The sequence below is a fragment of the Actinophytocola sp. genome (assembly GCF_036002505.1).
In the GTDB taxonomy this organism is placed as follows: domain Bacteria; phylum Actinomycetota; class Actinomycetes; order Mycobacteriales; family Pseudonocardiaceae; genus DASYTH01.
On the sequence record NZ_DASYTH010000056.1, the window covers coordinates 1 to 22,960 of the forward strand.

Genomic DNA, 22,960 nt, shown 5'->3' on the forward strand with positions numbered 1-22,960 from the left:
TGGCGGGTGTCGAAGCGCTTCGACACCGCGCTGCCCTCGAGGATCGGCACCTGGCCGGGGGACTCGCGTGCTTGAACGGGGAACTCGCGTGCCGGAACCGGGGACTCGCGAGATCCCCCCGGCCAGGGCAGGTCCGTGTGCCAGCACCACGCGCGGTGCTCGGTACCCACGGGCACCGGAACCTCCACCTGGCAGCGGTCGGTGGCCAGCGGGCAGCGGGCAGCGTACGCGCACGCGGCCCCGGGCTGAGCCGGCCGGCCGGAACCCGGCGCGGCCAGCCGGGTGCCCCGGGCGTGCGCCATCGGCACCGCGGCCAGCAGCGCCCGGGTGTACGGGTGAACCGGTTGGCGCAGCAGGCTTTCCGCCGGTCCCTCCTCGACGATCCGGCCGGCGAACATGACCGCGATCCGGTCGGCGAGCCGGGCCACCACCGACAGGTCGTGGCTGACCAGCAGGATCGCCTGCCCGGCCGCCTTCTGCTCGGCCAGCAGGTCGAGGATCTTCGCCTGTGCCGCGACGTCCAGCGCGGTGGTCGGCTCGTCGGCGACCAGCACCCCCGGCCCGGCCGCGATCGCCGACGCGATCAGCGCACGCTGCCGCTGCCCGCCGGACAGCTCGTGCGGGTACTGCCGGGCGCGCTCCTCCGGCTCGGGCATCCGCACCGTCGCCAGCAGCGAGCAAACCCGTTGCCACACCGCGTTTCGCGGCACCACGTCGTGGTTGCGCAGCGCCTCGGCGATCTCCGCGCCGACCCGGCGGGCCGGATCCAGCGCCACCAGCGCGTCCTGGGTGACCAGCCCGATCCGCGCGCCGCGCACGGTTCGCCAGCCGCGGCGGCCGCGCCGGGTCAGGTCCAGGCCGTCGAGCGTGATCCGCTTGGCCCGCACCGAGGAACCGGCGCCCACCAGCCCGAGCAGCGCCCGCGCGGTGACGCTCTTGCCCGACCCGGACTCGCCGACGATCGCCAGGCATTCGCCCGGGGCAAGGGAGAAGTCGATGCCGCGGACCGCCGCCAGCCGGCCGAAACCGATCTCGAGGCCCTCGACGACCAACCTCGGCTCAGCGCCGGCCACCGGGCCGCCTCCCGTCGAGCCGGCGCTGCACGTCCCGCCCCACCACGTTCACCGCGAGCACCGTAACCGTGATCGCCAGACCCGGGAACACCGCCGCCCACCACGCGGTGTCGAGGAAGTCCCGGCTCTCCGCGAGCATCGCCCCCCACTCCGGCACGGGCGGGCGCGGGCCGAGCCCCAGAAAGCTCAGCGAGGCGCCGGCGATGATCGCGGTGCCCACGTTGACCATGGCCAGCACCAGCACCGGCGGCAGCGCGTTGGGCACCAGGTGTCGCATGTAGACGGTCGAGCGCCGCAGCCCGAACGTGATCGCCGCCCGCACGTAGTCCGAGTCGCGCACCAGCAGCGCCTGGCCGCGCGCGACCCGCAGCAGTCCGGGCGTCATCGACACCGCGATGGCGATGGTCGCGTTCAGCGAGCCCGGCCCGACGATCGCGACCACGAGCAGGGCCAGCAGCAGCCCGGGCAGCGCGAGGAACACGTCGGTCACCCGCATGACCAGCGCCTCGGCCAGACCCCCCGCGGCCGCGGCGAGCACGCCCAGCAGGCCGCCCACCGCGACCGCGGCCCCGGTCGCGCCCGCGCCGATCATCAGCGACACCCTGGCCCCGTGAACGACCCGGGCGTACACGTCCCGTCCCAACTGGTCGGTGCCGAACGGGTGCGTGCCGCTCGGCGGGGCCAGCGCGCCGAGCGGGTCGACCGCGTCCGGAGGCTGGGAGGCAAGGAGTTCCGGCCACACGGCGGCGACCACGGCCAGCGCGACCACCACGCCGCCGAGGACCAACGCCGGCGTGCCGCTCACCTCGAAGCGGCGCGCCCGGACCGGGTCGAGCACCGCGGTCATGTGGCGACCGCCGTGTTGCGGGGTGGTCGTGCCCGGGCGGCTGGTGGGTCGGGTGGCGTTGGCGGGCGGTGGTTGGCGGCGTGGCCGGGGAAAAGAAGGCATGGACGGGGGGACGGGCCGGGGTGGTGGGGCTGCGGTGCCCGGGCGGCGGTGGGGTTGGTGGGGTCAGAGTGACACGTGTGAGTGACAACCCGGTTCATGATCGCTATCGGGTGTGGCTCTTCTGGAGGGAGTTGCCGGTCGTCGGGCGGTTGGCCGCCCTCGGCTCGAGCCTTGGTAACTGGTGGTGTTGCTGTGGTGGGAGGTTCTCCGGTGACGATGTCTGATGCCATGAAGGTGACCTTCGGGACGTTGAGCGTCCTGAAGGCCGCCTTCATGGCACTGACCACCACCTCACTGGCCCCACCGGCCACACCAGACCCGCCACCCCAATCAAGATCGACAACCCCCTTCAAGGGAGCCACACCCATCACCGTTTGGGGACGGAAGTGCCTGGTTTCCGAGCACTTCCGTCCACAAACGATGATCATGGCCACCGTTGTGCAAGAGCAAACGTCCATCCCGCCCGGAAAACCGCCACCCGACCCGACCAGGCCGCCCCACCCCGCTTCCCCAGCCATCTTTGAAGCCGCGCACCCAGTCAACCGCCGCCCGCCAACGCGACCGAGCCACTCCGGCGAGTCAGGCGATCGCTCACTCAACCGCCGCCCGCCAACGCCCACCGGGCCACCCCGGCGATCCACGCGCACATCCCGACTCAGCCCGGCCGGCCTGCAAACTCCCGCCGTCATGGCACGGCTTCCCTTGCCACAGTCGGGAACGACCGCCCGGCGGCCATCGTGAACCGCAGCTCGCGGAGCACCGAGAGATCCTCCCGTGGATCCCCGGTGACCACGATCAGGTCGGCGCTGTAGCCAGGGGCGAGCCGGCCGGTCCGGTCACCGAGGCCGAGGGCGTCCGCGGCGGAAGTTGTTGCCATGCCGAGGATCTCGGTGTTGGTGAGGCCGGCGCGGGACAGCCATTCCAGGCCCTCGGCGTAGCGGTCGACGCGCGCGCGGGCCACTCCCGCGTCGGTGCCGGCGATCACCTGGATGCCGTGGTCGAGCTCCAGCCGGATCAGGTCCAGCCAGGGCCGCAGCACGGCCTCGCCGGCCCGTGCCGCCACCTCGGTGAACGCGCCGCTGACCGTCGGGCACACGACGATTCCCTGGCGCGCCATGGCCTCAAGCAGTTCGGGGCGCGGGTCGGGGCCGGCGGCCTGGCCACCCGGCCGGGCGAACGTGCAGTGCTCGATGGTGTCCACCCCGGCCCCGACCGCCGCCGCGATGCCCTCGACGCCGTGCGCGTGCGCGGCGACCGGCTTGCCCGCGCGGTGCGCCTCGGCCACCACGATCGCGATCTCCTCGGGCCCGAACTGGGACTCCCAGAGGCGCGGGCCGGTCGCGGTGAGGTGGCCGCCGGTGACCATGATCTTGAGCAGGTCCGCGCCCGCGGCCAGGTTCTCCCGGGCGAGCCGCCGGATGTCGGCGTGGCCACGGGTCTCGCCGCCGAGGAACCCGCAGTGCCCGCCGGCCGTGGTGACCGGCGTGCCCGCGGTGAGGATGCGCGGCCCGGGCCGCAGCCCCGCGGCGATCTCTTCGCGCAGCCGGATCGCCAGGTGCCCGCGGTCGCCGCGGTCGCGGACCGTGGTCACGCCGACCGCCAGCAACCGCCGCGCCCGCTCCGCCATGCCGGCGTACAGCGCCTCATTGTCCACAAGGGACAGTGCGGCCACCGGGTCGTCGCTGGCGTCGAACGCCAGGTGCACGTGCGCGTCGATCAACCCGGGCAGGATGGTCGCCGCCGGGAAGTCCACCCTGGTGGTGCCCGCGGGCGCGCCGGCCAGCACCCGGTCCGCCGGCCCCGCGCCGGTGATCACGCCGCCGGCCACCGACACGGCGCCGCCGGCGATCGCCTCGCGCCCGGTCAGCACCAGGCCGGCGGTCAGGATCCGGGCGCTCATCGGGCGCTCTCCCGCAACCTCGGGTCCACCACCCGGTACAGCCAGTCCACCCCGATGTTGATCACCGTGAACGCCGCCGCGGACACCACCACGATCCCGGTGACCACCGGCAGGTCGCGGCTGGCGATGGCGCCGGCCAGCGTGCGCCCCAGTCCCTCCCGGCCGAACACCGTCTCGATGATCACCGCACCGGACAGCAGCGCGCCGAACGCCCAGCCGGACAACGTGATCACCGGAACCAGCGCGTGCCGCAGCGCGTGCCGCACCCGAACGAGAAGCTCGCCGGTGCCGCGTGCGCGGGAGCTCAGCACGAACGGCTCGGCCAGCGCCCGCTCCATCCCCTCGCGCAGCACCTGCGCGACCGGGCCGAACACGCCCAGCGCCAAGGTCACCGCGGGCAGCGCGAGCCCCTCCAGCCCGGAACCACCGGCCACCGGGAACAGGTGCCAGCGGAACGAGAAGAACGTCAGCAGCAGCACGCCGGTGGCGAACGCCGGGGTCGACGTCGCCACCAGCTCCACAGTGGACGACAGCAGCCGCAGCGCCCGGCGCCGGCCCGCGGTGGCCACCGCGAGCACGGCCGCGAGCCCCACACCCAGCACCAACCCGGCCAGCGCCAGTGCCAGCGTGGGCCCGAGCTGGCTGCCGATGACCTGCCGCACCGGTTGCTGCAGCTGGTAGGACGTGCCCAGGTCGCCGGTCAGCAGCCGGCCGAGAAACCTCAGGTACTGCAAGAGGATCGGCTGGTCCAGACCAAGGTCGGCGCGCACCTGGGCGGCCAGCTCGTCGCTGGTGTTGGCCGGCCCCAGCAATGTGCGCACCGGATCACCGGGAACCAGGTGCAGCGCGGCGAACGCGATTGTGGCCGCGCCGAGCACGACCAGCACCGCCTGTCCCAGCCGGCGAACCAGCCATCGCCACCGCAGCATCATGTGCCATGCCCCGAGATCCAGGCGTCGTAGAACGTCGGGTACGCCTGGGCGTCGAACCTCAGCTCGTGCGCCTTCGCCGACGCGCCAACGAGAGCGCCGGGGATGTAGGTCGGCACCACGAGCGCGTGGTCGAGGACGTAGTGCTGCGCCCTGGCGTACAGGTCGGCCCGTGCCTTCGGGTCCGACGTGCGCACCGCGTCGCCCAGCCACGAGTCGAGCTGGGCGTCCTTGAGACCGAAGATGTTGCCGCCGCCGGTGGACGGCAGCTCGGTGGAGGCGAACATCCGCCGCATGATGTCCGGTTCGGCCCGCACGAAGCTGGTGTCCAGGATGTCGAGGTTCCCGCCGAGCACGCTCTGGGTGAACTGGCCGGTGTCCTCGCCGACGTAGTCGATCGCGATGCCGAGCTTCTTGGCCGCCGCCTGGACGCCCTGCGCCAGGATGTCCCGCTGCTCACGCACGAGCTGCTTGGAGTAGGGCCACCGGATGGTCAGCCGGGCGCCGTCCTTCGTCCGGTAGCCCTCGGCGTCCCGGCCGGTCCACCCCGCCTCGTCGAGCAGCCGGGCGGACATGTCCGGGTCGTAGCGCCAGCTGCCCTCGGTGGACTTGTCGTATCCCAGCGTGGACGGGCTCAGCAGGCTCCACGCCCGCCGATACTGTCCGAAGTAGACAGACTGGACCAGGGCGTCCAGGTCGACCCCGCGCTGCAGCGCGATACGCACCCGCTCGTCGGCCAGCACCCGCTTGGAGCTGTTGAGCCGCAACGCATGCACCGCGCCGGGCGAGTCGGCCCGGAGCAGCTGCAGCGATCCCTGCGCGGACTTGGCGCTGTTCGGCGGCACGTTGCTGATCGCGTCCACCTGGCCGCTGGTCAGCGCGCCGAACCGGACCGCGTTCTCCGGCATGATCTGGATCGTCACGCCATCCAGCCGCGCCGGCCCGGAGTGCGCGGCCGTCGCCGGACCCCAGTCGTACCCCGGGTTCCGGGTCAGCTCGATCCGGGTGTTCTTCGTCCAACTCGCCAGCCTGAACGGCCCCGACCCGACCGGCTTGGTGCACAGCACGTCCGGCGCGTTGTCCCGCAACGACTTCGGCGACTGGATACCCAGGTACGCGGTGGACAGCGACTGCAGGAACGCCGCGTCCGGTTTGGACAGACGGACCTCGATCGTGCCGCCGTCCACCACCGTGGCGCCGGCATAGTTGTGCACCAGGCTCGCCGCGTACCGCGACTTCGTCTTCGGGTTCACCGCGTGGTCGAGCGTGTCCTTCACCGCCGCCGCGTCGAACGGTGTCCCGTCGTGGAAACTGACCCCCTTCTTCAGGAAGAACGTGTACCCGAGCCCGTCCGGCGACACCGTCCAGCGCTCCGCCAGCCACGGGTGGAACGCCCCGTCCGGCCCCAGGCTGACCAGCGAGTCGAACACCCCCCGGTCCACGAACGCCGTGCTGTCGAACGCGCTCACCTGAGGATCCAGGCACTCCGGCTCGCTGTCGGCGGCGAACGTCAGCACGCCCCCGGTCACCACCGCCTCCCCCGGCGCGGCACCGCCAGGCCCACCCCCGCACCCGCCCAGCGCGATCCCGGCCAACGCCACCGCCGCCATTCGCCCAGGGATCGAGCGCACCGGCAACCTCCTCACCCGTGTCCCCCGGCGCCTCAGCGTCGTTCGCCCAGCTAAAGCGCCCCTAAACCCGACGCGGCCCACGGATCGATCGGGATCACCTCGACGGAGCGCCCCTCGATGTCCAGCCGGCAGCCCATCCGCTTGACCGCGCGCAGGCAGATGGCGCGGTCGGAGACCGAGATGGCGGGAAAGGACCGGGCGAGGTCCTCCTCGAACCGCTGGATGCCGGCCAGGGACTGCAGCCAGAGCCCGATCACCAGGTTGTCCGCGCCGGTGACGGCGGCGCAGATGCGGATCTCCGGCCGGGTGACCAGCCCGGTGGCGATCCGGTGCAGCTGGTCCGGCGGCACCCGGGTCCAGAAGGTGGCGTGGACCGGCCAGCCGGTGGTCGATTGGGCGGTCTCGCACCGGAACGTCAGCGTGCCGTCGCGCACCGCCCGGTCGACCCGCCGCCGCGCCGTGGACACGCTCGCCGAGGTGAGGGTGGCGAGCTCGGCGAACGTCCGGCGGCCGTCGGCGAGCGCCATCAGCAGGTCCCGGTCCTTCTCGGGGAGGAGGTGGCTGGCCGGGCGGTCCGGCTCCGGGACGGCCCCGCGCTGCCGGCCGTCGAGCGCACCCAGCCGCCATTTCGCACCTTCGCCGAACAGCCGCGTGATCAGGTGCGTGCGTGTCCCGCGGATCCCGGTCAGCCGGTTCAGCCCGCGCAGCACCAGATCGGAAAGTGCCGCGAGGCCCGGCGTGAGCACCGTCAGGTAGAGATCCCGACCGCTGCTGGCAATGGTGACCGACGCGACCGGCGGCATTCGGGCCAGCTGGTCGACCACCTGGTCCCGGGTCGCCGGCTCGCAGTCGACCTCGACGATCGCCATGCACCGGTACACCGCCCAGGTGTCCAGCCGCGGATAGCAGATGACCCGTGCCAGGCCGCTGTCCGTGATCCGTTTCCAGCGCCGGGCCGCGGTCGCCGCGTTGATCCCGATGGCCCGGCCCACGTCCGTCCAGTGCGCCCGGGGCGTGACCTGTAGCACGTTGATCAGCGCATGATCGGTCTCGTCGAGCGTGCACGAATCCTGCATCCCACACCCACGAATGGCATCAATTGTCGATGTTATCGCTGATGATAGGCGCGCTCGGCATCATGAGCCAGACCGCTCGACACAGGGAGATTCTATGTCAATTCGCGATGACGCACGCGCTTTGCAGCATGATCTGGTGCGTTTGCGGCGCGCCATTCATGCCGAGCCGGAGATCGGTCTGGACCTGCCGCGCACCCAGGACAAGATTCTCGCGGCTCTCGACGGGCTGCCGCTGGAGGTGCGGCTCGGCCGGAAACTGTCCTCGGTCACCGCCGTGCTGCGCGGGGCCCGGCCTGGCCCGGCGGTGCTGCTGCGCGGCGACATGGACGCCTTACCGCTGACCGAGCGCACCGGCGTGGACTTCGCGTCCACAGTGGACGGTGCGATGCACGCCTGCGGGCACGACCTGCACACCGCGATGCTCGCCGGTGCCGCGCACCTGCTGGCCGGGCGGCGGGACGACCTGGCCGGCGACGTGGTGTTCATGTTCCAGCCGGGGGAGGAGGGTTGCGACGGGGCCGCCGCGATGATCGCGGAGGGGGTGCTGGACGCCGCGGGCCGCCGGCCGCATGCCGCCTACGCCCTGCACGTGTTCACCACCGGGCTGCGGCCCGGCGTGGTCACCGCCCGGCCCGGCCCGATCATGGCCTCCGCTGACGGCCTCGACGTCAGGATCGTCGGCGCCGGCGGCCACGGCTCGATGCCGCACCTGGCCCGAGACCCGATCCCGGTGGCCTGCGAGATCGTCACGGCGCTGCAGACCCTGGCCACCCGGCGGGCCGACATCTTCGACCCCGTCGTGCTGACCACCGGCCAGTTCCACGCCGGCACCCGGCGGAACATCATCCCGGACACCGCCTCGTTCGACGTCACGTTCCGGGCGTTCTCCGCCGCCACCCGGCAACGGATCCGGGCTGCCGCCGTCGAGCTGATCACCTCGATTGCCGCCGGGCACGGGCTGACGGCCGAGGTGGACGTCGTCGAGGGCTACCCGGTGACGGTCAACGATGCCGGCGAGACGGACTTCGTGGCGGCCACCGTGGCCGAAGTGTTGGGCGAGCACCGTTTCGCGCTGCTGCCCACCCCGTTCGCCTACGCCGAGGACTTCTCCCGGATTCTCGCCGAGATGCCCGGCACGTTCGTCATCCTCGGCGCCAGCCCGCCCGGTTCCGACCCGGACACCGTGCCCAACAACCACTCCGCCCACGTCGATTTCGACGACGGCCTGCTCGCCGACGGAGCCACCCTCTACGCGGAACTGGCCGCCCGGCGGCTGGCGGCGCCGTCATGACCACCCTGCTCCTGGTCACCCTGCTGGCCGCCCGTCCCCTCGGCCTGCTGCTCACCTGGGCGCTGTGGCTGCTGTTCGCCCGGTGGCTCGTCGTCCGGCACGGGCTGGCCGGCCTGCGGGCCGCGGGTGCGGTGAGAATGGGCGGCATGGTTGATGAGCCAGTAGAGGGTGTGGAGCCGACCGGGTACACCGAGGGCGGGGTGCCGACGTTCGACTACGTGCGGGAGCGGATCGAGGGGAAGTTCGCCACCTCGGTGGGAGCTACGGAGCTCGCCGGGGAGACGCCCGAGGGCGTCGCGGTGGAGGAGCAGCTGGCCGAGCGGGAGCGCGCCGGGCGGGACAAGCTGGAGGAGATCCGCCGGGCGATGCGCGGAGAGTGAGAACGGCCGGCCACCCCAGGGTGGCCGGCCGGCTCATTCAGTTGGTCACGGACAGGTGGGCTCGCCGGTCTGGGCCGGCACGCTCACCGCGTTCCACGCCGCGCGGACGGCGTTGAAGTTGGTGCAGTTGCCCGGGGTCAGGTTCTTGGCCGCCTGCAGCGTCCACACCCGGTACCGCGGGTAGCCGGACGCCGTGGTCTTCATCAACATGGCGTTGTAGAAGATCCGGATCGCGGTCTGCAGGCCGACACCGGTCACCCGCGAGCCGTTGCAGGTCGGGCTGGTCGGCTGGCCGTTGGTCGGGTTGCTGCCGTTGACCAGCAGGTAGTACCAGTGGTTGCCGGGCCCGGCCGCGGCGTGCACCTCGGTGTTCGGGATCGAGTTGGAGAAGCAGTTCGGGTCACCGAGCGCCGACGGGTTGAACATGTTGCGGATCGGGCCGCTGCCGACCAGGTTGATCTCCTCGCCCACCAGGAAGTCCGGCGGGTCGAACTGCGCCGGTTCGTTGGCGAAGCCCTCGGTGGTCGCGCCGAACACGTCGGCCACGAACTCCTGGGTGCCCCGGCGGGAGATGCCGCCCGGGGTGTGGTCGTCGATGCCGTGGCCGAGCTCGTGCGCCACGACGTCGATCGAGCTGATCCACTGGTTCTGCTGGTTGTGCCCGATCTGGACCTGGGTGCCGTCGTAGAAGGCGTTCAGGTCGTTCAGGCCGATCCGGATCGGCCAGCCCCGGCCGGCGCCGTCGAAGCTGTTGCGGCCCAACCACTGGGACAGCATCCGCTCCTCGGTCTCGGCGGCGAACAGCGCGTCCAGCCCGCCGGTCTCCCGGTTGGTGGCGTTTCCGTTGCCCCACACGTCATCCGTGCCGCTGAACGTGGCGTTGCCGGAGGCGTTCTGGGCCTGCACGGTCGGGTGTGCCGGGTCGCGCAGCAGGAACGTGCTGCCCGACTGGGTGGTCTGGACCGTGATCGGGTTCGGGCCGTTGTACCCCGAGGTCCCGGTGCCGTTCATGATGTGCTCGCGCGAGTCGAGCACGGCGCCGGTCAGCGCGTCGACGGTGACCGACTGGCTGGACAGGCCCTCGCTGTCCCGGCCGGTCACCCGGACGTCCCAGGCCAGCCGCGGCGAGTCGCCGAGCGCGTACACCGACAGCACCGGCGCCGACACCCCGTCGACCTTGGTGAGCTGGCCGCGGGCGACGGCGGCCGCCTTGCCCGCGCTGATCGCCGGCGTGGTGGACACCGCACCGATGGTCCGCTCCTGCGCCACCGAGACGTTCTGCACCGCGCCCTTGCCGTCGGCGACCACGACGAAGTCGCCGCCGATGACCGGCAGGCCGCGGTAGGTGCGCTCGTAGGCCACGTACTGCAGGCCCTCGGAGCTGACCACCTGCTGCTGGTTGAACTGCTCGTCCGCGCCGGCGAACAGCAACGACGAGTTCCCGGCGACGAACGTGGCAGCGGACTGGGCCGCGGCCGCCTGCGCGCTGAGGCTGGGGGGCGGTGCCGCCGAAGCCGTGCCGGCCAGGGCCGTCACGGCCGCGAACACGGTGCCCACGGCCAGCATCATCTGTGGAGTGCGTTTCAAAGAATGCTCCTTTCCCGACCCGCCGCGCCGGCGGACCGGAAATATGCAGGGACGAGCATGTGAATAACTCCGCGCAATGTCTTAGCGACACGGAGTCACGTACCGCACCGTAAACGACAGGCGCCCAACCCCACCACCCCCGATGGTGAGAATCCGGGCAACTCCGACAAACCCCGGCGGCAAGCCGGAATCACCTGATGCCCTGAAGGACGCCTTCATGGCCGTCACCGGGTGCGGAGATCGAGGAGCAGGTCGTCGACGCTGTACGCGAGCGCGGCCGGCGTCGCCGGGCCGATCGTGAGGTGCCCGTCGGTGCGCAGCGCGCGGTACCGGCCGTGCGGGGTGTCGTAGAACGCGACGATCCGGGGCGAGCGGGTCAGCCGGCCGTCCGGCCCGCGGAGCTCTGCGGCGATCTGGCCGGTGTGGATGCTGCCGGTGGTCATCGTGATCAAACTCCCGGCGTCGTCCCGGTTGACCCCGTGGCCGCGCAGCACATCCCGGGCGGCGGCCGAGGTGCCGGCCGCCGCGGCCGCGGTCAGCGCCTCCGCCGCGACCGTGACCTGATGTCCTTTCCCTGCCGGCAGTTCCGGCAGCAGCGACAGCAACGTGCCGGCGATCCCGGTGTCGGGAACCCGGGCCAGCCGCAGCTTTCCCTTGTCCAGCACGGCCAGCACCGCCCGGACGCCGTGCACGGCCAGGATCGCCTGCCGCGGGTCCGGACCGAACGTGCGCAGCTCCACCGCCCAGCGCCGGCGCCTGATCACGCCGAGCACGGTGACGAGCTTCCCGGTGGCCCGCCCGTGGTCCTCGGCCAGTTCCCGGTCGACCAGCCCCGCCCACACCCGGGCCTCCAGCGCCGCCCGCTCCGCCCGCGTCGCCCCGGGTGACGGCACGTCCAGGATCAGCGGAAGATCACCGAAGGACAGCGACCGCCAGACGACGTCAAGCTCCACCGCGGACAGCTCGATCGTGAACCGCGGCACGGCCACCGTCGTCGCCCGACCGCCGCCTACCGGTGCTCACCGCCGGCGTCGGGCTCACCGATGACCTCCGGAGCGACGTACCACCCTTCCCGGTTCGGGTCCACATCCGGATCGTCGGCCTCGAAGTGCTCCGCGGTCGGGATGCCGTACTTCCGCTTCAGTTCCCGACCCTCATCGCGCTGGCCACCTACCCCGGCACCCCACGGCGCCGCCCCGCCGTCCGGTGCACCCACCGGCGCTCGCCCAGTTCCGCCGGGCCGTCCCGAAGGCTCACCTCGCCCGCCCGTGCCGCGCTCAACACCCGGCCGTCCAGGAGTCTCACCGGGAACCCGCCTCGCCGTGCCGCGCTCAGCGCCCGGAACTCCACGCCGTCCGGGAACCTCAGTGGAGGTTCGCCCCGCCGAACCGCGCTCGGCACCCGGCACTCCGGGCAGCCCGGAACCGTCTCCGGAGATTCGCTTCTCGGTGCCGTCCTCCGCACCCGGAACGGTGCGCCGGCCGAACGTCTCCTCGCCGCCGAGCCGCCCGTTCGCGGCGGTCGGCTCGGCGCGCGGTTGCCCCGGCCCAGCCGGCGGCTCCGCGCCCGCTGCCCTCGCGGACTCCGTCTGTGCCACCGGTCCCGTGGACCCGGCCGGCCCACCACCGGGCGACCAGGCAACCTGCTTGCCGGGCTGCGGAGGTGACTCGCCACCCGGCGGCCGCCCGGTGGATTCGGGTGAGAACTCGAGGACAACCTGGGGAACCGGGGCGAGCGGCGTCATCATGGCCGCCCGTTCCCGGGTGGCATCGGTGTATTTCTGCATGATCTCGCGGGCGCGCTGCTCGGCCTCTTTCGCCGCCGCCTGCTGTTTGCGGTAATCCTCGGTCACGTGAACAACGTCAATCATCATCCCGGTCGGCACCGGCGGCCGCACCTCCACCACCGGTGGCATGTTCGCCCGCACCCAGCCCGCATTGTCCGATTGACTGTACGCGCGAATACCGCTCAGGTTACTCGTGAAATGCATCCCATCATCGATGTTGCGCAGCACCCACATTGCGTTGCTCGCCGCGTCCGCCGCAGTGCCCTGCCAGCCGTCGCCGGTCCGCTGGATCACCTGGCGGATCTCTTCGCCGAGATCCTCCAGCACCTTGGCGACCTGGTGCAGGTGCTCCTCCATGAATTCGGTCAGTGAGGCACCCGGGCCGATGTTGACCTTCTGGACGATGTCCTCGTGGGAGTATCCATCCCAGCGAACATCGAGTTCACGCACGGCTACGAACTCCTATCTCCGCGCCATCAAGTTCTGCAGCACGATGCCCGAAACCCGCTGAGCCTCTGAGCAATAGAGATCCGGTTTGGTGTCCTTCGCGCCACCGTCGGGGGTTGAGGAAATCTGCAGATATTGGCCATCGTGCACGTCCACCACGACCGCACAGAAGTCCGCGACGTCGGGATGGGGCAGGACCAGCGCTGGAAATCCCGCGACCGTTGCCAACCGGTGCAGGTCGGCGGCGGCTTTGCGGTGTGGATCGGTCAACCATGCCTCGGCGCCCTCCGAGGTCGAGACGCCGATCACCGATCCGATCTTTCTGCTGGGTTGGTCGAATGGACTCATCGACCCGTAGGTGCAGGTCGGCCCCCCGTTGATGTCACTCTTTCCGGCTATCGGGCTGCTCTGGTAGCCGAGGTCGTAGGCGAGCTGGTGCAACTGGTCGCTGGTCAGGACGTCCGTGCAGGGGTTGACGTCGCTGATGTTCAACTCCCGCGGGCGCGGCGGCAGCAGGGGCGCCGTGGAACTCGATCGAGCGGTGGTCGGGATTGGCCCACCAGCGCGAGGATCCGTATTTCCAGGGCTGCCGACCTTGGCCACCGCACAGCCGCCAACCATGCTCACCGCGGTGAGCGCGGTGACCAACCGGCTGATCTTCATCTGGGCAGCTTGCCGCTGAACCGCGGGACAGTCTCGTCCTCCAAGAGGCCGTACTGTCTTGCCACGCCCTCAAGAGCCGACGCATGGGCATCGTGCTGCTTTTCGATGTCACGCAGCACGTTCACAAACGAGTGTTCGCCATGGAGGAAGTACTCGTGGAAGAATTCTCGCATCCACTGGCTTGTCTCATCGCCCATCCACGGCTCGCGCAGAAACAGGGCGTCCGTGGCATTTGTTCGAATGGCGAAAATCTGTTTCGCGGCGTTTCTGAACAGCCTGGCGAGTTCGGCGACGTTGTCTCGGGTGACCTTCAAAGGCTGCGGGAAGACCTCGGGCGCCGCCGCGGGCGGCGAGGCTACGGCACCCTCATTCGATCTGTCCATCGGGACAAAGGTAGCCCGTGCAACTTGCGGATCACAAGAGCCTTACGTGACAGGGCAAGGACAACGCGTAACGATCCGATCTGAGGATGTGTTGCCGAAAGCAGGCGACATGTACGGTGACAAACACATCCTGCCCGAGCCATTCTGGGTGCGTATTGACAGGTCAGCGGGGTGCTGGGCGGGGTGGATCGGTTTTCCGATCGTCGAGGAGGTCGGCCCAGTGCAGGTGGAGTCCGGCGGCGAGCCGGGAGAGGGTTTCGAGGGTGATGTTCTGGGTGCCGTCCTCGATGCCGGAGATCGTCGACCGGCCGATCCCGGTCTGGTCGGCCAGTGCCTGCTGGGAAATGCGCTGCAGGGCCCGGGCCTCGTAGGCGCGAACACCGAAAGCCGATAACTGAATCTTGAACGGCCGCTGCGGTCGCCGGGTGCGCGGCGTTTCGCGTATTCGGTCGTCGAGCAGGTCGGCCCAGTGCAACTGGAGAACGTTTGCCAAGCGCCACAACACTTCCAGCGTGATGTTCTGCTTGCCGCCCTCGATGCGGGAGATGTTGGCGCGGTCGATTTCGGTGTGATTGCTGAGGCTCTGCTGCGACCACCCGCGGGCGGTCCGCGCGGCCCGCACCCGCTCGCCGAGGGCGCCGGTCTGCCGCTCGAACAGCGCGGAACTCCGGTTCGTGCCCTCGGCCCGTGGTCTCATCGGCGCACCATCGTACGCACCGACGGGGTCTCCGGGTGACCGGTAGCGTCAGGCAGGATGGCGACGGAACGCCGGAGCCAAACAGGAGGAAGCCCATGCAGACTCGCCGCATCGGTGAGGTCCAGGTCAGCGCCATCGGGCTCGGCGCCATGCCGATGTCCATCGAGGGGCGGCCCGACGAGGAGCGGTCGATCGCCACGATCCACGCCGCGCTCGACGCCGGGGTGACCCTCATCGACACCGCGGACGCCTACCACCTCCACGCCGGCGAGGTCGGCCACAACGAGCTGCTGATCGCCCGCGCGCTCGCCGGCCACGGCGGCGACACCTCCGGCGTCCTGGTCGCCACCAAGGGCGGCCACCTGCGCCCCGGCGACGGCTCATGGACGGTCGACGGCCGCCCGGAACACCTCAAGCAGGCCTGCGACGCCTCCCTCAAACGCCTGGGCGTCGACGCCATCGGCCTCTACCAGTTCCACCGTCCCGACCGCCGCGTTCCCTACGCGGACTCCGTCGGCGCGATCCGCGACCTGCTGGACGCCGGCAAGATCCGCTTCGCCGGCATCTCCAACGCCAACCCCGACCAGATCCGGCAGGCCAGCGAGATCCTCGGCGGCCGCCTGGCCAGCGTCCAGAACCAGTTCTCCCCCGAGTTCCGGTCCAGCGAGCCCGAGCTCGACCTGTGCACCGAACTGGACATCGCGTTCCTCCCCTGGGCCCCATTCGGCGGAAGCGGCCGGGCCGCCCGGCTCGGCTCCCGGTTCGCCGCCTTCGCCGAAGTCGGCCAGGCGCACGGGGTCAGCCCGCAACAGGCCTGCCTGGCCTGGATGCTCGCCAAGTCCCCCGTGGTGATCCCCATCCCCGGCTCCTCGCGCCCCGAAACGATCCGCGACTCGGCCCAGGCCGTCGACGTCCAACTGTCCACAGAAGAATTCAATCGCCTCGACGCGACCCGCTGACCTGTCCCATGCTTGTGCTGACCGGCGCCGAGATCGAGGCGCTGCTCGACCTCGACGCGTTGATCGACGCGCTCGCCGCCGCCATGGCCGATCTCAGCGCCGGTCGCGCCTCGGTGCCCCAACGGATCGCGGCGCTCGCTCCGGACGGTCTGCTCGGCGCGATGCCGGGCTACGTGCCGTCGTCCGGGGTGCTGATGAGCAAACTGGTCACACTGTTTCCGGGAAACGTCGGCCTGCCAACGCATCAGGCCGTGATCGTGGCGTTCGACCCCGCGACCGGTGCGCCCGCCGCGTTGCTGGACGGCACCTCGGTCACCGCTCTGCGCACCGGCGCCGGCTCCGCCCTGTCCGCCCGGCTCCTCGCCCGGCCGGAAGCGGAGACGCTGGCCATCCTCGGCACCGGGGTCCAGGCGCGGTCACACGCCCGGGCGGTGAGCCGGGTCCGGCCCATCCGCCGCATCCGCATCGCCAGCCGCGACCCCGCCCGGGCCGCCGCCCTGTCCGCCGAACTCTCCGCCACGCTCCCGGTCGAGCCCGCGGAGTCCTATCAGGACGCACTCGCCGACGCCGACATCGTCTGCGCCACCACCCACGCGACCGAACCGGTGGTACGACGGGAGTGGCTCCGGTCGGGGGTGCACGTGACGTCGGTCGGCTACAACCCCGAAGGTCGTGAGCTCGACGATGCGACGGTGGCGGAGGGTTTGGTGTGTGTGGAGTCCCGGAGTGCGGTGCTGGCGCCGTTTCCGGCGGGGAGCAACGATCTGCTGGAGCCCATTCGGGATGGCATCATCGGTGTCGACCATATTCACGCCGAGTTGGGCGAACTGGTCCTGGGCATGAGGCCTGGGCGTACGGCGCCTGAGCAGATCACTGTTTACAAATCTGTAGGCGTTGCTGTGCAGGATGCTGCGGCGACGGCTCTTGTTCTTGGTGCTGCGCGGGCTCGGGGGGTTGGGCGGGAGATCGCGCTTTGACAGGTTGAGGTGACTGGGGTTGTTTGGGCGTGGGTGGTGCGATGAATGCGTCGTTCCTCACGATCAGCGCGAGGAAAGACGCATTCATCGCACTTTCCATCGGCGGTGCCGTTCGGTCAGATTTTCGGGTTGACCAGGGAGCCGGCTATGGCAAGCAGGATGATGATGGCCGCGGTGGCGACCAGCGTCGCGGAGAAGCGCCCGATCTTGCCGGCGCGTTCGCGCCCCGGAAGGAAGGCGGCCAGAAAGCCGGCAACCAGGCCGGCCGCCGCCACCGGCAGCAGGACGAGAGCGTTGGTCGTGTTGATCGGAAGCACTGAGTTTGCGTCGTAGAGCGCGATGATCAGTGCCGGCAGCCCGATCAGCACCCCACCGACGGCAGCGACCAGCGTGAATGTTTCCTGCGCCTGTGCGTCCCTGGCTACCGAAACGCTGGCGGTGGCGTCGAGCAGTTGGTGCATCAGCGTCGTCTCCTCGGCCAGCAGCTGATCCATTGCCCGGCACTGGCGAACTCCGGCGTCGAGGATCGGAAACCACGACTGGCGGCGCGCCCGGAGGGCCCCGGGACGGCGCGGCAGTGTCGGATCCTGGAGCCGCCGCTGTGCATGGTAGGCGGCGACGTCGCTGCGCCAGCTGCTCAGACCGCCGCGCCAGGCCTCGGTGGCCTCGTCCCGGGCGCGGCTGACGGCCACGGTGAGCTCGACAATGTCGGCCAGGACGAACTCCAGTTCCTGGGTCCGCAAGCGGCGCAGGTTGGCGCCGATCACGCGTTCGAGCTCGTAGCGCAGCGCCCGCACCGTGTACACCTCGTCGCGGGATGACTCGGCGATCGCCTTGGCGATCACCGTCGCCTGGCCCTCCCGGTCGGCGGGGATCGCGTGCGGGTTGTTGCGAAACCACGGAATCATCACGTCGCGCAGCCGGTCGAACTCGGGGACCATCCGCCAGTTGTGGTCCGTGGTGCCGAGCTGGCCCGTGCTCCGCCGGCGACCGCGTCGCCGACGCGGTGCCTCGGCGCCGCGCGACGCCAGCCACAACCCCCGGGCCAGCACACGGACGACCGGGGTGCGACGCGGTTCCGCCCTCACCTGGCAGTGGCCGATCACCATGAGCCTGCCCGCACCGGTGTCGATGATCGCCAGGAGCGGCGCGGTCCGGAACGCGGTTCCCCGAGACAGTGGCGCGGAGCTCGCCGGCTCCGTCCTCACGTCATCGGGAGGGACGACATCCAGGTGGACGAGCACTCCCGCTTCGCGCCCGAAGGAGTCGCTACCGTCGGCTCCACCGAGGATCTTCACCGGACCCGCCTCGCGCACAGTCACATCGTGACTCTAACGAGCACATCGTTGACCCCAATGAGGACGCGTGCTGTGACCGTTCGTGAGCTGGTTCAGCGGCGGTGCAGGATGCGGGGGTCGGCGTGGAGGTCGCCGGTGAGGCGGATGTTGATGAACTCGTCGTTGTCCGGCAGGCCGGGGGTGCGGCCGGAGGAGAACGGGAAGTTGTTGTCGTTGAGCACGCCGAGGGTGCGGTCGTCGAGGATGATCACGTCCTCGATGGTGGTGAAGGGGAAGGTGAACGGGTCGGCGAAGCCGCCGACGTGGCGCGGGTTGGCCAGGTTCAGCAAATCGGCCACGAGGGTCTTGTCGAGTTTGCCGTCGTGGTCACGGTCGCGCTTGTCGGCGAGGTAGATCTTCTTGAAGAAGGCCGCGGCGCCCTGCTCGCCGTCGCGCTCGATGACCAGCAGGCGGTCCCGGTCCACGGCGATGGCGTCACCGATGGCGAAGCCGGGATTGTCGAGCTGGTAGATCCAGCGGCGACCGGTGTAGCGGCCGTCCGCCAGGTCGAACTCGTTGAGCCGCAGGCTGCCCGGCTCATCGCCGTCGACCGTGCCTTCCAGCAGGGCGTTCAGGAACCGGCCGTCGGGGGAGAGGGCGAGGCCTTCGAAACCCTTGCTGCCGCGGATGTTCGGGGTGCCCGCGGGGTTCTCCGGGGCGAACACGCCGGGCAGCGGGACCGGGGGCGCGAGCAGGCGCCCGGTGCGGTCGAAGTGCAGCAGGTAGGGGCCGAACTCGTCGCCGATCCAGTAGGTGCCGTCGGCGATCCGGACGATCGACTCGATGTCGAGGTCCGCGCCGGTGAGCACCCGATCGGGCCGGATGAGCGGGAACGGGACCTTTCCGTTCGGGTCGGTGAGGGTGATCCCGCCCACGACGTCCACCGTGCCCGCGCCGAAGTCCGGGGCGATGCGCTGGATCCGCAGCAGGAAGTCGGCGCTGTTGGCCTTGCTGCCGTACCCGTTGTCCGACACCGCGTCGAACGTGCCGTCGGCGTTGCGCAGGATGCCGCTGAACCCCTGCACCGGCTGGTCGGCGAACGGCGGAGTGATTCCGTTGATCGGCGCGGCGCCGAGCGCGGCACCGGACGGGTCGCTGCCGGGCACGAACGTGGCGGCGGGGAGCGCCGCGAACCGGGTCAGCGTCGCCTGCCCGAACCCGCCGAGGCGGTCGGTCGGCGCCGCCGCGCCGGGCACCGGGACCAGCGTCAACGCCAGTACGGACAGCCCGACAGCCAGTGGCTTTCTCATCGGCACCCCACTTCGTCGCACGACCTCGGCCCGGGACACTAGCCCCGGCAGGTGAACGCCGAGTGGACGCCGGCCCACGTTACGGCGGCCCCGAGACCTGGAATCTCGGGGCCACCAAGGGATGTTCGCCGCAGGGGAGCTACAGCTGGTTGGTGAAGAGCAGGAGGTTGGGGGTCCGGCGCGGCACGCCGGTCAGCACGCCGGCCGTGGCATTGCCGGTGATGAAGTTGGTCACGGTCGCCGAGGAGGCGTCACCGAAGGCCGACTTGTAGAGCGCGGCGACGCCGGCGACGTGCGGCGTGGCCATCGACGTTCCGCTGATGGTGTTGGTGGCGTTGCCCAGCCAGGTCGACGTGATATCCACGCCGGGTGCGTAAAGGTCCACGCAGCGACCGAAGTTGGTGAACGAGGCCGATGCGTCGGTGATCGTCGAGGCCGCGACGGTCACCGCGGTGGGCTCGCTGGACGGCGAGGAGTTGCACGCGTTGGCCGCCGAGTTGCCCGCCGCCACCGCGACCAGCACACCGGAGTTGGACAGGTTCTTGACGGCGTTGTTGACCGCGCTGCTCTTGCCGCCGCCGAGCGACAGGTTGGCCACCGCCGGACCGGGTGAGTTGGCCGTCACCCAGTCGATGCCCTCGATCACGTCGGCGAACGTGCCGGAGCCGTTGCAGTCCAGCACCCGCACGCCGCGCAGCGCGACGCTCTTGGCCACCCCGTAGGAGGCCGAGCCGATGGTGCCGGCCACGTGCGTGCCGTGCCCGTTGCAGTCGACGCCGTTGCCGCCGGTGGCGTCGAAGGCGACCGCGGCCCGGCCACCGAAGTCGGGATGGGTCGGGTTGATGCCGGTGTCGATGATGTAGGCGGTGACGCCGGCCCCGCTGGCGGTGAACGTGTAGGAGTTGCTCAGCGGCAGGGTGCGCTGGTCGATCCGGTCGATCCCCCACGATGGTGTCGGGCTCTGCGTGGTGGCCAGGTGGATGACCTGGTTGCGCTCGATGCTCGCCACGCTGGGATCACTCTGCAGCGCACGCAGCTGAGCGCCGGACAGCGTGGCGGCGAAACCGTTGACCGCCTTCGTGTACACGTGCCGCGCGGCGATGCCCCTGGCCTTCGCGACCGTGGCCGCGGCACCCGACTTGAGCGTGACGATGTACTGCCCGGCGACGACCTCGCCGCCGGCGGCGTCCACCTGGACCAGCACCCCTGCCTGGGCCGGCGTGGCGACCAGGGTCAGGGCGACGGCAAGCGGCACCACACCGGCCAGGGCTAACAGTGTCTTCCTCATTTCCACGATCCCTTCACAGAGCGATCGAGCCACACCATAATGTGACGAAAATGAGGCTAGGTATTCCGGACGACCACCGTCAATCGACACCCACTCAGAGTGGGTATCCGCGTCCGATGTGGACTGTCAGGTTCGGAACGGACCGGTGACCGCATAGGTGATGCCTCCGCTGGAGGAACCGGAAGTGCCGCGCTGCGAAGAGAAGTAGAGCCGGTTGCCGGCCGGAAGCTGCACGCCGTTCGCGTCGGCCGCCTGCAGCGGACCGTACGGGCTGGAACCGTTCTGCGCCGGTGCCGCCATCGCCGACGGTGTCAGCGTGTTGCCGAACGTGGTGACCCCGACCCCCACCATCGCCGCCCGAAGAAAGTTCCGTCGCCGCACCGCTGCCTTCGTACCGTGTTCGCGCACCTACCCTCCGCCGCCGGCGACGGTACGGCCGGTAAGCCTCACCCACCCGTCACCCAGGTGAACGCCCGAGGGCGAAGCGGGTGAAGAGTCGGGGATCGGTGAAGCCGGTGATGGCGGTGATGAGCCCGCCGGAAATGGTGAGGACCTTGATGGCGAGGGGTTCGCCGCCGGCGTGGACCGCCAGGGCGGGTTGGCGGTTCGCGGCGGTGGGCAGCAGCCGCAGGTCCCGGCCGAGCGGGCCGGTGAACAGGTGGTGGAGGTAGCCGGCGATCGCGTCGCGGCCGTGGTACCACGAGGGGCACGGCGGCATGGCCAGGTCGGCGTCGGTGTGCAGGAGGGCGACGAGCGCCGGGATGTCCGCGGCGTGCCAGGCGCGCACGTACCGGTCGACGAGCTCGGTCTGGGCGGGCGACGGCGGATCGGTCCGGTGCCCGGTGGCGAGGGTGGCGCGGGCGCGCTGCAGGGCGCTGTTGACCGACGCCGGGGTGGTGTCCAGCAGGCCGGCGGTCTCGGCGGCGGTCGCCCCGAGGACGTCGCGCAGCAGCAGGACGGCGCGCTGCCGCGGGGTGAGGTGCTGGATGGCGGTGATGAACGCCAGCTCGATGTGCTCACGGCGGAGCACCGCGGCGGCCGGGTCGGCGGTCGGGTCCGGGTCGGGGATCTCCAGCAGCGCGTCGGGGATGGGCTGCAGCCAGGGGAGGTCGGGCTCGTCGGCGGCGGGCGGGAGCGCCGGGTCGGCCGGCCCGGCGAGCGCCGCGGGCAGCACCCGGCGGGCGCGGTGGTCCAGGGCGTCCAGGCAGACGTTGGTGGCGATCCGGTAGAGCCACGCCCGCAGGGTGGCGCGGCCTTCGAACCGGGCCAGGTGCCGCCATGCCTTGAGCAGGGTCTCCTGCGCGGCGTCCTCGGCGTCGTCGAGCGAGCCGAGCATCCGGTAGCAGTGCACCAGCAGCTCGCGCCGGTGCGGCTGGGCCAGCCGCTGGAAGGCGTCCTGGTCGCCGGCCACCGCTGCCCGCAGCACCGCCGGCTCGTCGACGATGGTCACCCGGTCAGCCTAATCCGCGCGCCCCGATGAATTCGGCGCCGGCGTGCCGTCACAACCGTTGACCGGATCCTCATCTCGCGGAAAGGCACAGCAATGCCGACCATCACCAACACGATCGAGATCAACGCCGGCGCCGAGGACGTGTGGGCGGTGCTGGCCGACCTGCCGGCCACGCGGCACTGGCTGCCCGGGGTGGTCGCCGCCCGGATGGACGGCGACCTGCGGGTGTGCACGATGGCCGACGGGCAGGAGATCCACGAACGGATCACCGGCCGGACCGGCCGGAGCCTGCGGTTCGAGCACGTCCGGGTCGCCTTGCCGGTGCGGCACTCGGCCGGCACCTTCACCGTGACCCCCAGCCCCGGCGCGCACGCCGCGACGGTCACCCTCGAGACCACGTTCGAACCACTCGATCCCGCCGGCGCCGGCGAGCTCACCGCCATGATCCGCGGTGCGTTCCAGCAGTCGCTGGAATCCTTGCGCCGCTTCGTGGAGCACCGGACCCCATGGGACGCCGTGCAGCCGCCGCTGCCGTGAGCCGAGCCGCGCTCCACCGCCGGTCGGGGTGGGCTCGATCGCCGGGTGGTGCACTCGGTGCCGAGGCGGTGAGGGCAATGGCAACGGCTCAACCAGTGGTGCGTCCGGTGTGGACCCGACCGGCCGAAGCGGTCGTCCTGGTGCTGCGCGGGCGCACCGCGCGGATCGCGGTGCCGGTCGCCTCCGTGGTGGGCACGGTGATCTCGACGGTCAACCAGGCCGACGTGATCATCGGCGGGCACGCGACCGGCGTCACCTGGGTGCGCATCGCGATCAACTACCTGGTGCCGTTCATCGTGGCGAGCGTGGCCTACCTGTCCGCCTGCCGCCGCCCGGGCTAGTGCTGCAGTGGTGCCATGAAGGGACCCTT

At 71.0% G+C, this 22,960-nt stretch carries 23 protein-coding genes; 6 read left to right on the forward strand and 17 right to left on the reverse strand.

Annotated features, from left to right (window positions below; all coding sequences use genetic code 11):
- The 6 genes from VGR06_RS04170 to VGR06_RS04195 all read right to left on the reverse strand — a co-directional run.
- On the reverse strand, window positions 1-1,073 hold a 1,073-nt coding region (locus VGR06_RS04170; protein ID WP_327557599.1), incomplete at its 3' end, for an ABC transporter ATP-binding protein.
- Entirely contained in the window at window positions 1,060-1,920 is an 861-nt protein-coding gene (locus VGR06_RS04175) for an ABC transporter permease (RefSeq protein WP_327557600.1), read from the reverse strand. The genes VGR06_RS04175 and VGR06_RS04170, both read right to left, overlap by 14 nt.
- Window positions 1,921-2,707: 787 nt before the next feature.
- Window positions 2,708-3,922: a metal-dependent hydrolase family protein gene (locus tag VGR06_RS04180; protein ID WP_327557601.1), complete on the reverse strand. Its 1,215-nt coding sequence runs from the start codon at window positions 3,920-3,922 to the stop codon at window positions 2,708-2,710.
- Entirely contained in the window at window positions 3,919-4,854 is a 936-nt protein-coding gene (locus VGR06_RS04185; RefSeq protein WP_327557602.1) for an ABC transporter permease, read from the reverse strand. Before VGR06_RS04185 ends, VGR06_RS04180 begins: the two co-directional genes overlap by 4 nt.
- A complete protein-coding gene (locus tag VGR06_RS04190; protein WP_327557603.1) occupies window positions 4,851-6,482 on the reverse strand; it encodes an ABC transporter substrate-binding protein in 1,632 nt (543 codons plus the stop codon). Before VGR06_RS04190 ends, VGR06_RS04185 begins: the two co-directional genes overlap by 4 nt.
- Before the next feature lie 50 nt (window positions 6,483-6,532).
- Complete coding sequence (locus VGR06_RS04195; RefSeq protein ID WP_327557604.1) at window positions 6,533-7,558, reverse strand: Lrp/AsnC family transcriptional regulator; 1,026 nt, start codon at window positions 7,556-7,558, stop codon at window positions 6,533-6,535.
- A gap of 94 nt (window positions 7,559-7,652) precedes the next feature.
- Between VGR06_RS04195 and VGR06_RS04200 the strand changes: the two genes are divergently transcribed.
- Together VGR06_RS04200 and VGR06_RS04205 are read left to right on the forward strand one after the other, a co-directional pair.
- On the forward strand, window positions 7,653-8,849 hold the full coding sequence (locus tag VGR06_RS04200; protein ID WP_327557605.1) for a M20 family metallopeptidase: 1,197 nt from the start codon (window positions 7,653-7,655) through the stop codon (window positions 8,847-8,849).
- Window positions 8,846-9,229 (forward strand): hypothetical protein, encoded by a 384-nt coding sequence (locus tag VGR06_RS04205; protein WP_327557606.1) that lies wholly within the window; start codon window positions 8,846-8,848, stop codon window positions 9,227-9,229. The genes VGR06_RS04200 and VGR06_RS04205 overlap by 4 nt, the downstream gene beginning before the upstream one ends.
- Window positions 9,230-9,274: 45 nt before the next feature.
- Here VGR06_RS04205 and VGR06_RS04210 read toward each other — a convergent pair whose 3' ends face one another.
- The 6 genes from VGR06_RS04210 to VGR06_RS04235 all read right to left on the reverse strand — a co-directional run bounded on the left by VGR06_RS04210 (window position 9,275) and on the right by VGR06_RS04235 (window position 14,792).
- Window positions 9,275-10,816, reverse strand: coding sequence for a M4 family metallopeptidase (locus VGR06_RS04210; RefSeq protein WP_327557607.1), 1,542 nt, complete (start codon window positions 10,814-10,816; stop codon window positions 9,275-9,277).
- A 224-nt stretch (window positions 10,817-11,040) separates the two neighbouring features.
- Entirely contained in the window at window positions 11,041-11,799 is a 759-nt protein-coding gene (locus VGR06_RS04215; protein ID WP_327557608.1) for an ESX secretion-associated protein EspG, read from the reverse strand.
- A 26-nt stretch (window positions 11,800-11,825) separates the two neighbouring features.
- The gene (locus tag VGR06_RS04220; protein WP_327557609.1) at window positions 11,826-13,052 is read right to left on the reverse strand and encodes a hypothetical protein; all 1,227 of its coding nucleotides are present in this window, start codon (window positions 13,050-13,052) and stop codon (window positions 11,826-11,828) included.
- A gap of 12 nt (window positions 13,053-13,064) precedes the next feature.
- Window positions 13,065-13,712, reverse strand: a complete 648-nt coding sequence (locus VGR06_RS04225) for a DUF3558 domain-containing protein (RefSeq protein WP_327557610.1) — start codon at window positions 13,710-13,712, stop codon at window positions 13,065-13,067.
- The gene (locus tag VGR06_RS04230) at window positions 13,709-14,095 is read right to left on the reverse strand and encodes a hypothetical protein (protein ID WP_327557611.1); all 387 of its coding nucleotides are present in this window, start codon (window positions 14,093-14,095) and stop codon (window positions 13,709-13,711) included. Before VGR06_RS04230 ends, VGR06_RS04225 begins: the two co-directional genes overlap by 4 nt.
- Window positions 14,096-14,258: 163 nt before the next feature.
- Window positions 14,259-14,792, reverse strand: a complete 534-nt coding sequence (locus tag VGR06_RS04235; protein ID WP_327557612.1) for a helix-turn-helix transcriptional regulator — start codon at window positions 14,790-14,792, stop codon at window positions 14,259-14,261.
- Window positions 14,793-14,887: 95 nt separating this feature from the next.
- Between VGR06_RS04235 and VGR06_RS04240 the strand changes: the two genes are divergently transcribed.
- Both VGR06_RS04240 and VGR06_RS04245 read left to right on the forward strand, forming a co-directional pair.
- Window positions 14,888-15,751, forward strand: coding sequence for an aldo/keto reductase (locus tag VGR06_RS04240; RefSeq protein ID WP_327557613.1), 864 nt, complete (start codon window positions 14,888-14,890; stop codon window positions 15,749-15,751).
- Between the two features lie 8 nt (window positions 15,752-15,759).
- Window positions 15,760-16,728: an ornithine cyclodeaminase family protein gene (locus VGR06_RS04245; protein ID WP_327557614.1), complete on the forward strand. Its 969-nt coding sequence runs from the start codon at window positions 15,760-15,762 to the stop codon at window positions 16,726-16,728.
- 116 nt (window positions 16,729-16,844) lie between these two features.
- On the opposite strand, the gene VGR06_RS04250 is transcribed toward VGR06_RS04245, so the two are convergent.
- The 5 genes from VGR06_RS04250 to VGR06_RS04270 all read right to left on the reverse strand — a co-directional run bounded on the left by VGR06_RS04250 (window position 16,845) and on the right by VGR06_RS04270 (window position 22,053).
- Window positions 16,845-17,669: a hypothetical protein gene (locus tag VGR06_RS04250; protein ID WP_327557615.1), complete on the reverse strand. Its 825-nt coding sequence runs from the start codon at window positions 17,667-17,669 to the stop codon at window positions 16,845-16,847.
- 449 nt (window positions 17,670-18,118) lie between these two features.
- Window positions 18,119-19,315 carry an esterase-like activity of phytase family protein gene (locus tag VGR06_RS04255; RefSeq protein WP_327557616.1) on the reverse strand — a complete coding sequence of 399 codons (1,197 nt, stop codon included), beginning with the start codon at window positions 19,313-19,315 and terminating at the stop codon, window positions 18,119-18,121.
- Between the two features lie 139 nt (window positions 19,316-19,454).
- Window positions 19,455-20,603 carry a S8 family peptidase gene (locus VGR06_RS04260; RefSeq protein WP_327557617.1) on the reverse strand — a complete coding sequence of 383 codons (1,149 nt, stop codon included), beginning with the start codon at window positions 20,601-20,603 and terminating at the stop codon, window positions 19,455-19,457.
- Window positions 20,604-20,729: 126 nt separating this feature from the next.
- Window positions 20,730-20,984 (reverse strand): hypothetical protein, encoded by a 255-nt coding sequence (locus VGR06_RS04265; RefSeq protein WP_327557618.1) that lies wholly within the window; start codon window positions 20,982-20,984, stop codon window positions 20,730-20,732.
- A 76-nt stretch (window positions 20,985-21,060) separates the two neighbouring features.
- The gene (locus VGR06_RS04270; protein WP_327557619.1) at window positions 21,061-22,053 is read right to left on the reverse strand and encodes a sigma-70 family RNA polymerase sigma factor; all 993 of its coding nucleotides are present in this window, start codon (window positions 22,051-22,053) and stop codon (window positions 21,061-21,063) included.
- A 93-nt stretch (window positions 22,054-22,146) separates the two neighbouring features.
- On the opposite strand from VGR06_RS04270, the gene VGR06_RS04275 reads away from it, so the two are divergent.
- Both VGR06_RS04275 and nrtS read left to right on the forward strand, forming a co-directional pair.
- A complete protein-coding gene (locus VGR06_RS04275; RefSeq protein WP_327557620.1) occupies window positions 22,147-22,590 on the forward strand; it encodes an SRPBCC family protein in 444 nt (147 codons plus the stop codon).
- Between the two features lie 107 nt (window positions 22,591-22,697).
- Window positions 22,698-22,931, forward strand: a complete 234-nt coding sequence (gene nrtS / locus VGR06_RS04280; protein WP_327557621.1) for a nitrate/nitrite transporter NrtS — start codon at window positions 22,698-22,700, stop codon at window positions 22,929-22,931.
- Window positions 22,932-22,960: the final 29 nt, after the last annotated feature.

Coding starts and splice junctions, on each gene's coding strand:
- VGR06_RS04175 (WP_327557600.1), bottom strand. CDS start 1,920: ATGACCGCGGTGCTCGACCCGGTCCGGGCGCGCCGCTTCGAGGTGAGC.
- VGR06_RS04180 (WP_327557601.1), bottom strand. CDS start 3,922: ATGAGCGCCCGGATCCTGACCGCCGGCCTGGTGCTGACCGGGCGCGAG.
- VGR06_RS04185 (WP_327557602.1), bottom strand. CDS start 4,854: ATGATGCTGCGGTGGCGATGGCTGGTTCGCCGGCTGGGACAGGCGGTG.
- VGR06_RS04195 (WP_327557604.1), bottom strand. CDS start 7,558: ATGCAGGATTCGTGCACGCTCGACGAGACCGATCATGCGCTGATCAAC.
- VGR06_RS04200 (WP_327557605.1), top strand. CDS start 7,653: ATGTCAATTCGCGATGACGCACGCGCTTTGCAGCATGATCTGGTGCGT.
- VGR06_RS04205 (WP_327557606.1), top strand. CDS start 8,846: ATGACCACCCTGCTCCTGGTCACCCTGCTGGCCGCCCGTCCCCTCGGC.
- VGR06_RS04225 (WP_327557610.1), bottom strand. CDS start 13,712: ATGAAGATCAGCCGGTTGGTCACCGCGCTCACCGCGGTGAGCATGGTT.
- VGR06_RS04230 (WP_327557611.1), bottom strand. CDS start 14,095: ATGGACAGATCGAATGAGGGTGCCGTAGCCTCGCCGCCCGCGGCGGCG.
- VGR06_RS04235 (WP_327557612.1), bottom strand. CDS start 14,792: ATGAGACCACGGGCCGAGGGCACGAACCGGAGTTCCGCGCTGTTCGAG.
- VGR06_RS04240 (WP_327557613.1), top strand. CDS start 14,888: ATGCAGACTCGCCGCATCGGTGAGGTCCAGGTCAGCGCCATCGGGCTC.
- VGR06_RS04245 (WP_327557614.1), top strand. CDS start 15,760: ATGCTTGTGCTGACCGGCGCCGAGATCGAGGCGCTGCTCGACCTCGAC.
- VGR06_RS04250 (WP_327557615.1), bottom strand. CDS start 17,669: ATGGTCCCCGAGTTCGACCGGCTGCGCGACGTGATGATTCCGTGGTTT.
- VGR06_RS04255 (WP_327557616.1), bottom strand. CDS start 19,315: ATGAGAAAGCCACTGGCTGTCGGGCTGTCCGTACTGGCGTTGACGCTG.
- VGR06_RS04260 (WP_327557617.1), bottom strand. CDS start 20,603: ATGAGGAAGACACTGTTAGCCCTGGCCGGTGTGGTGCCGCTTGCCGTC.
- VGR06_RS04275 (WP_327557620.1), top strand. CDS start 22,147: ATGCCGACCATCACCAACACGATCGAGATCAACGCCGGCGCCGAGGAC.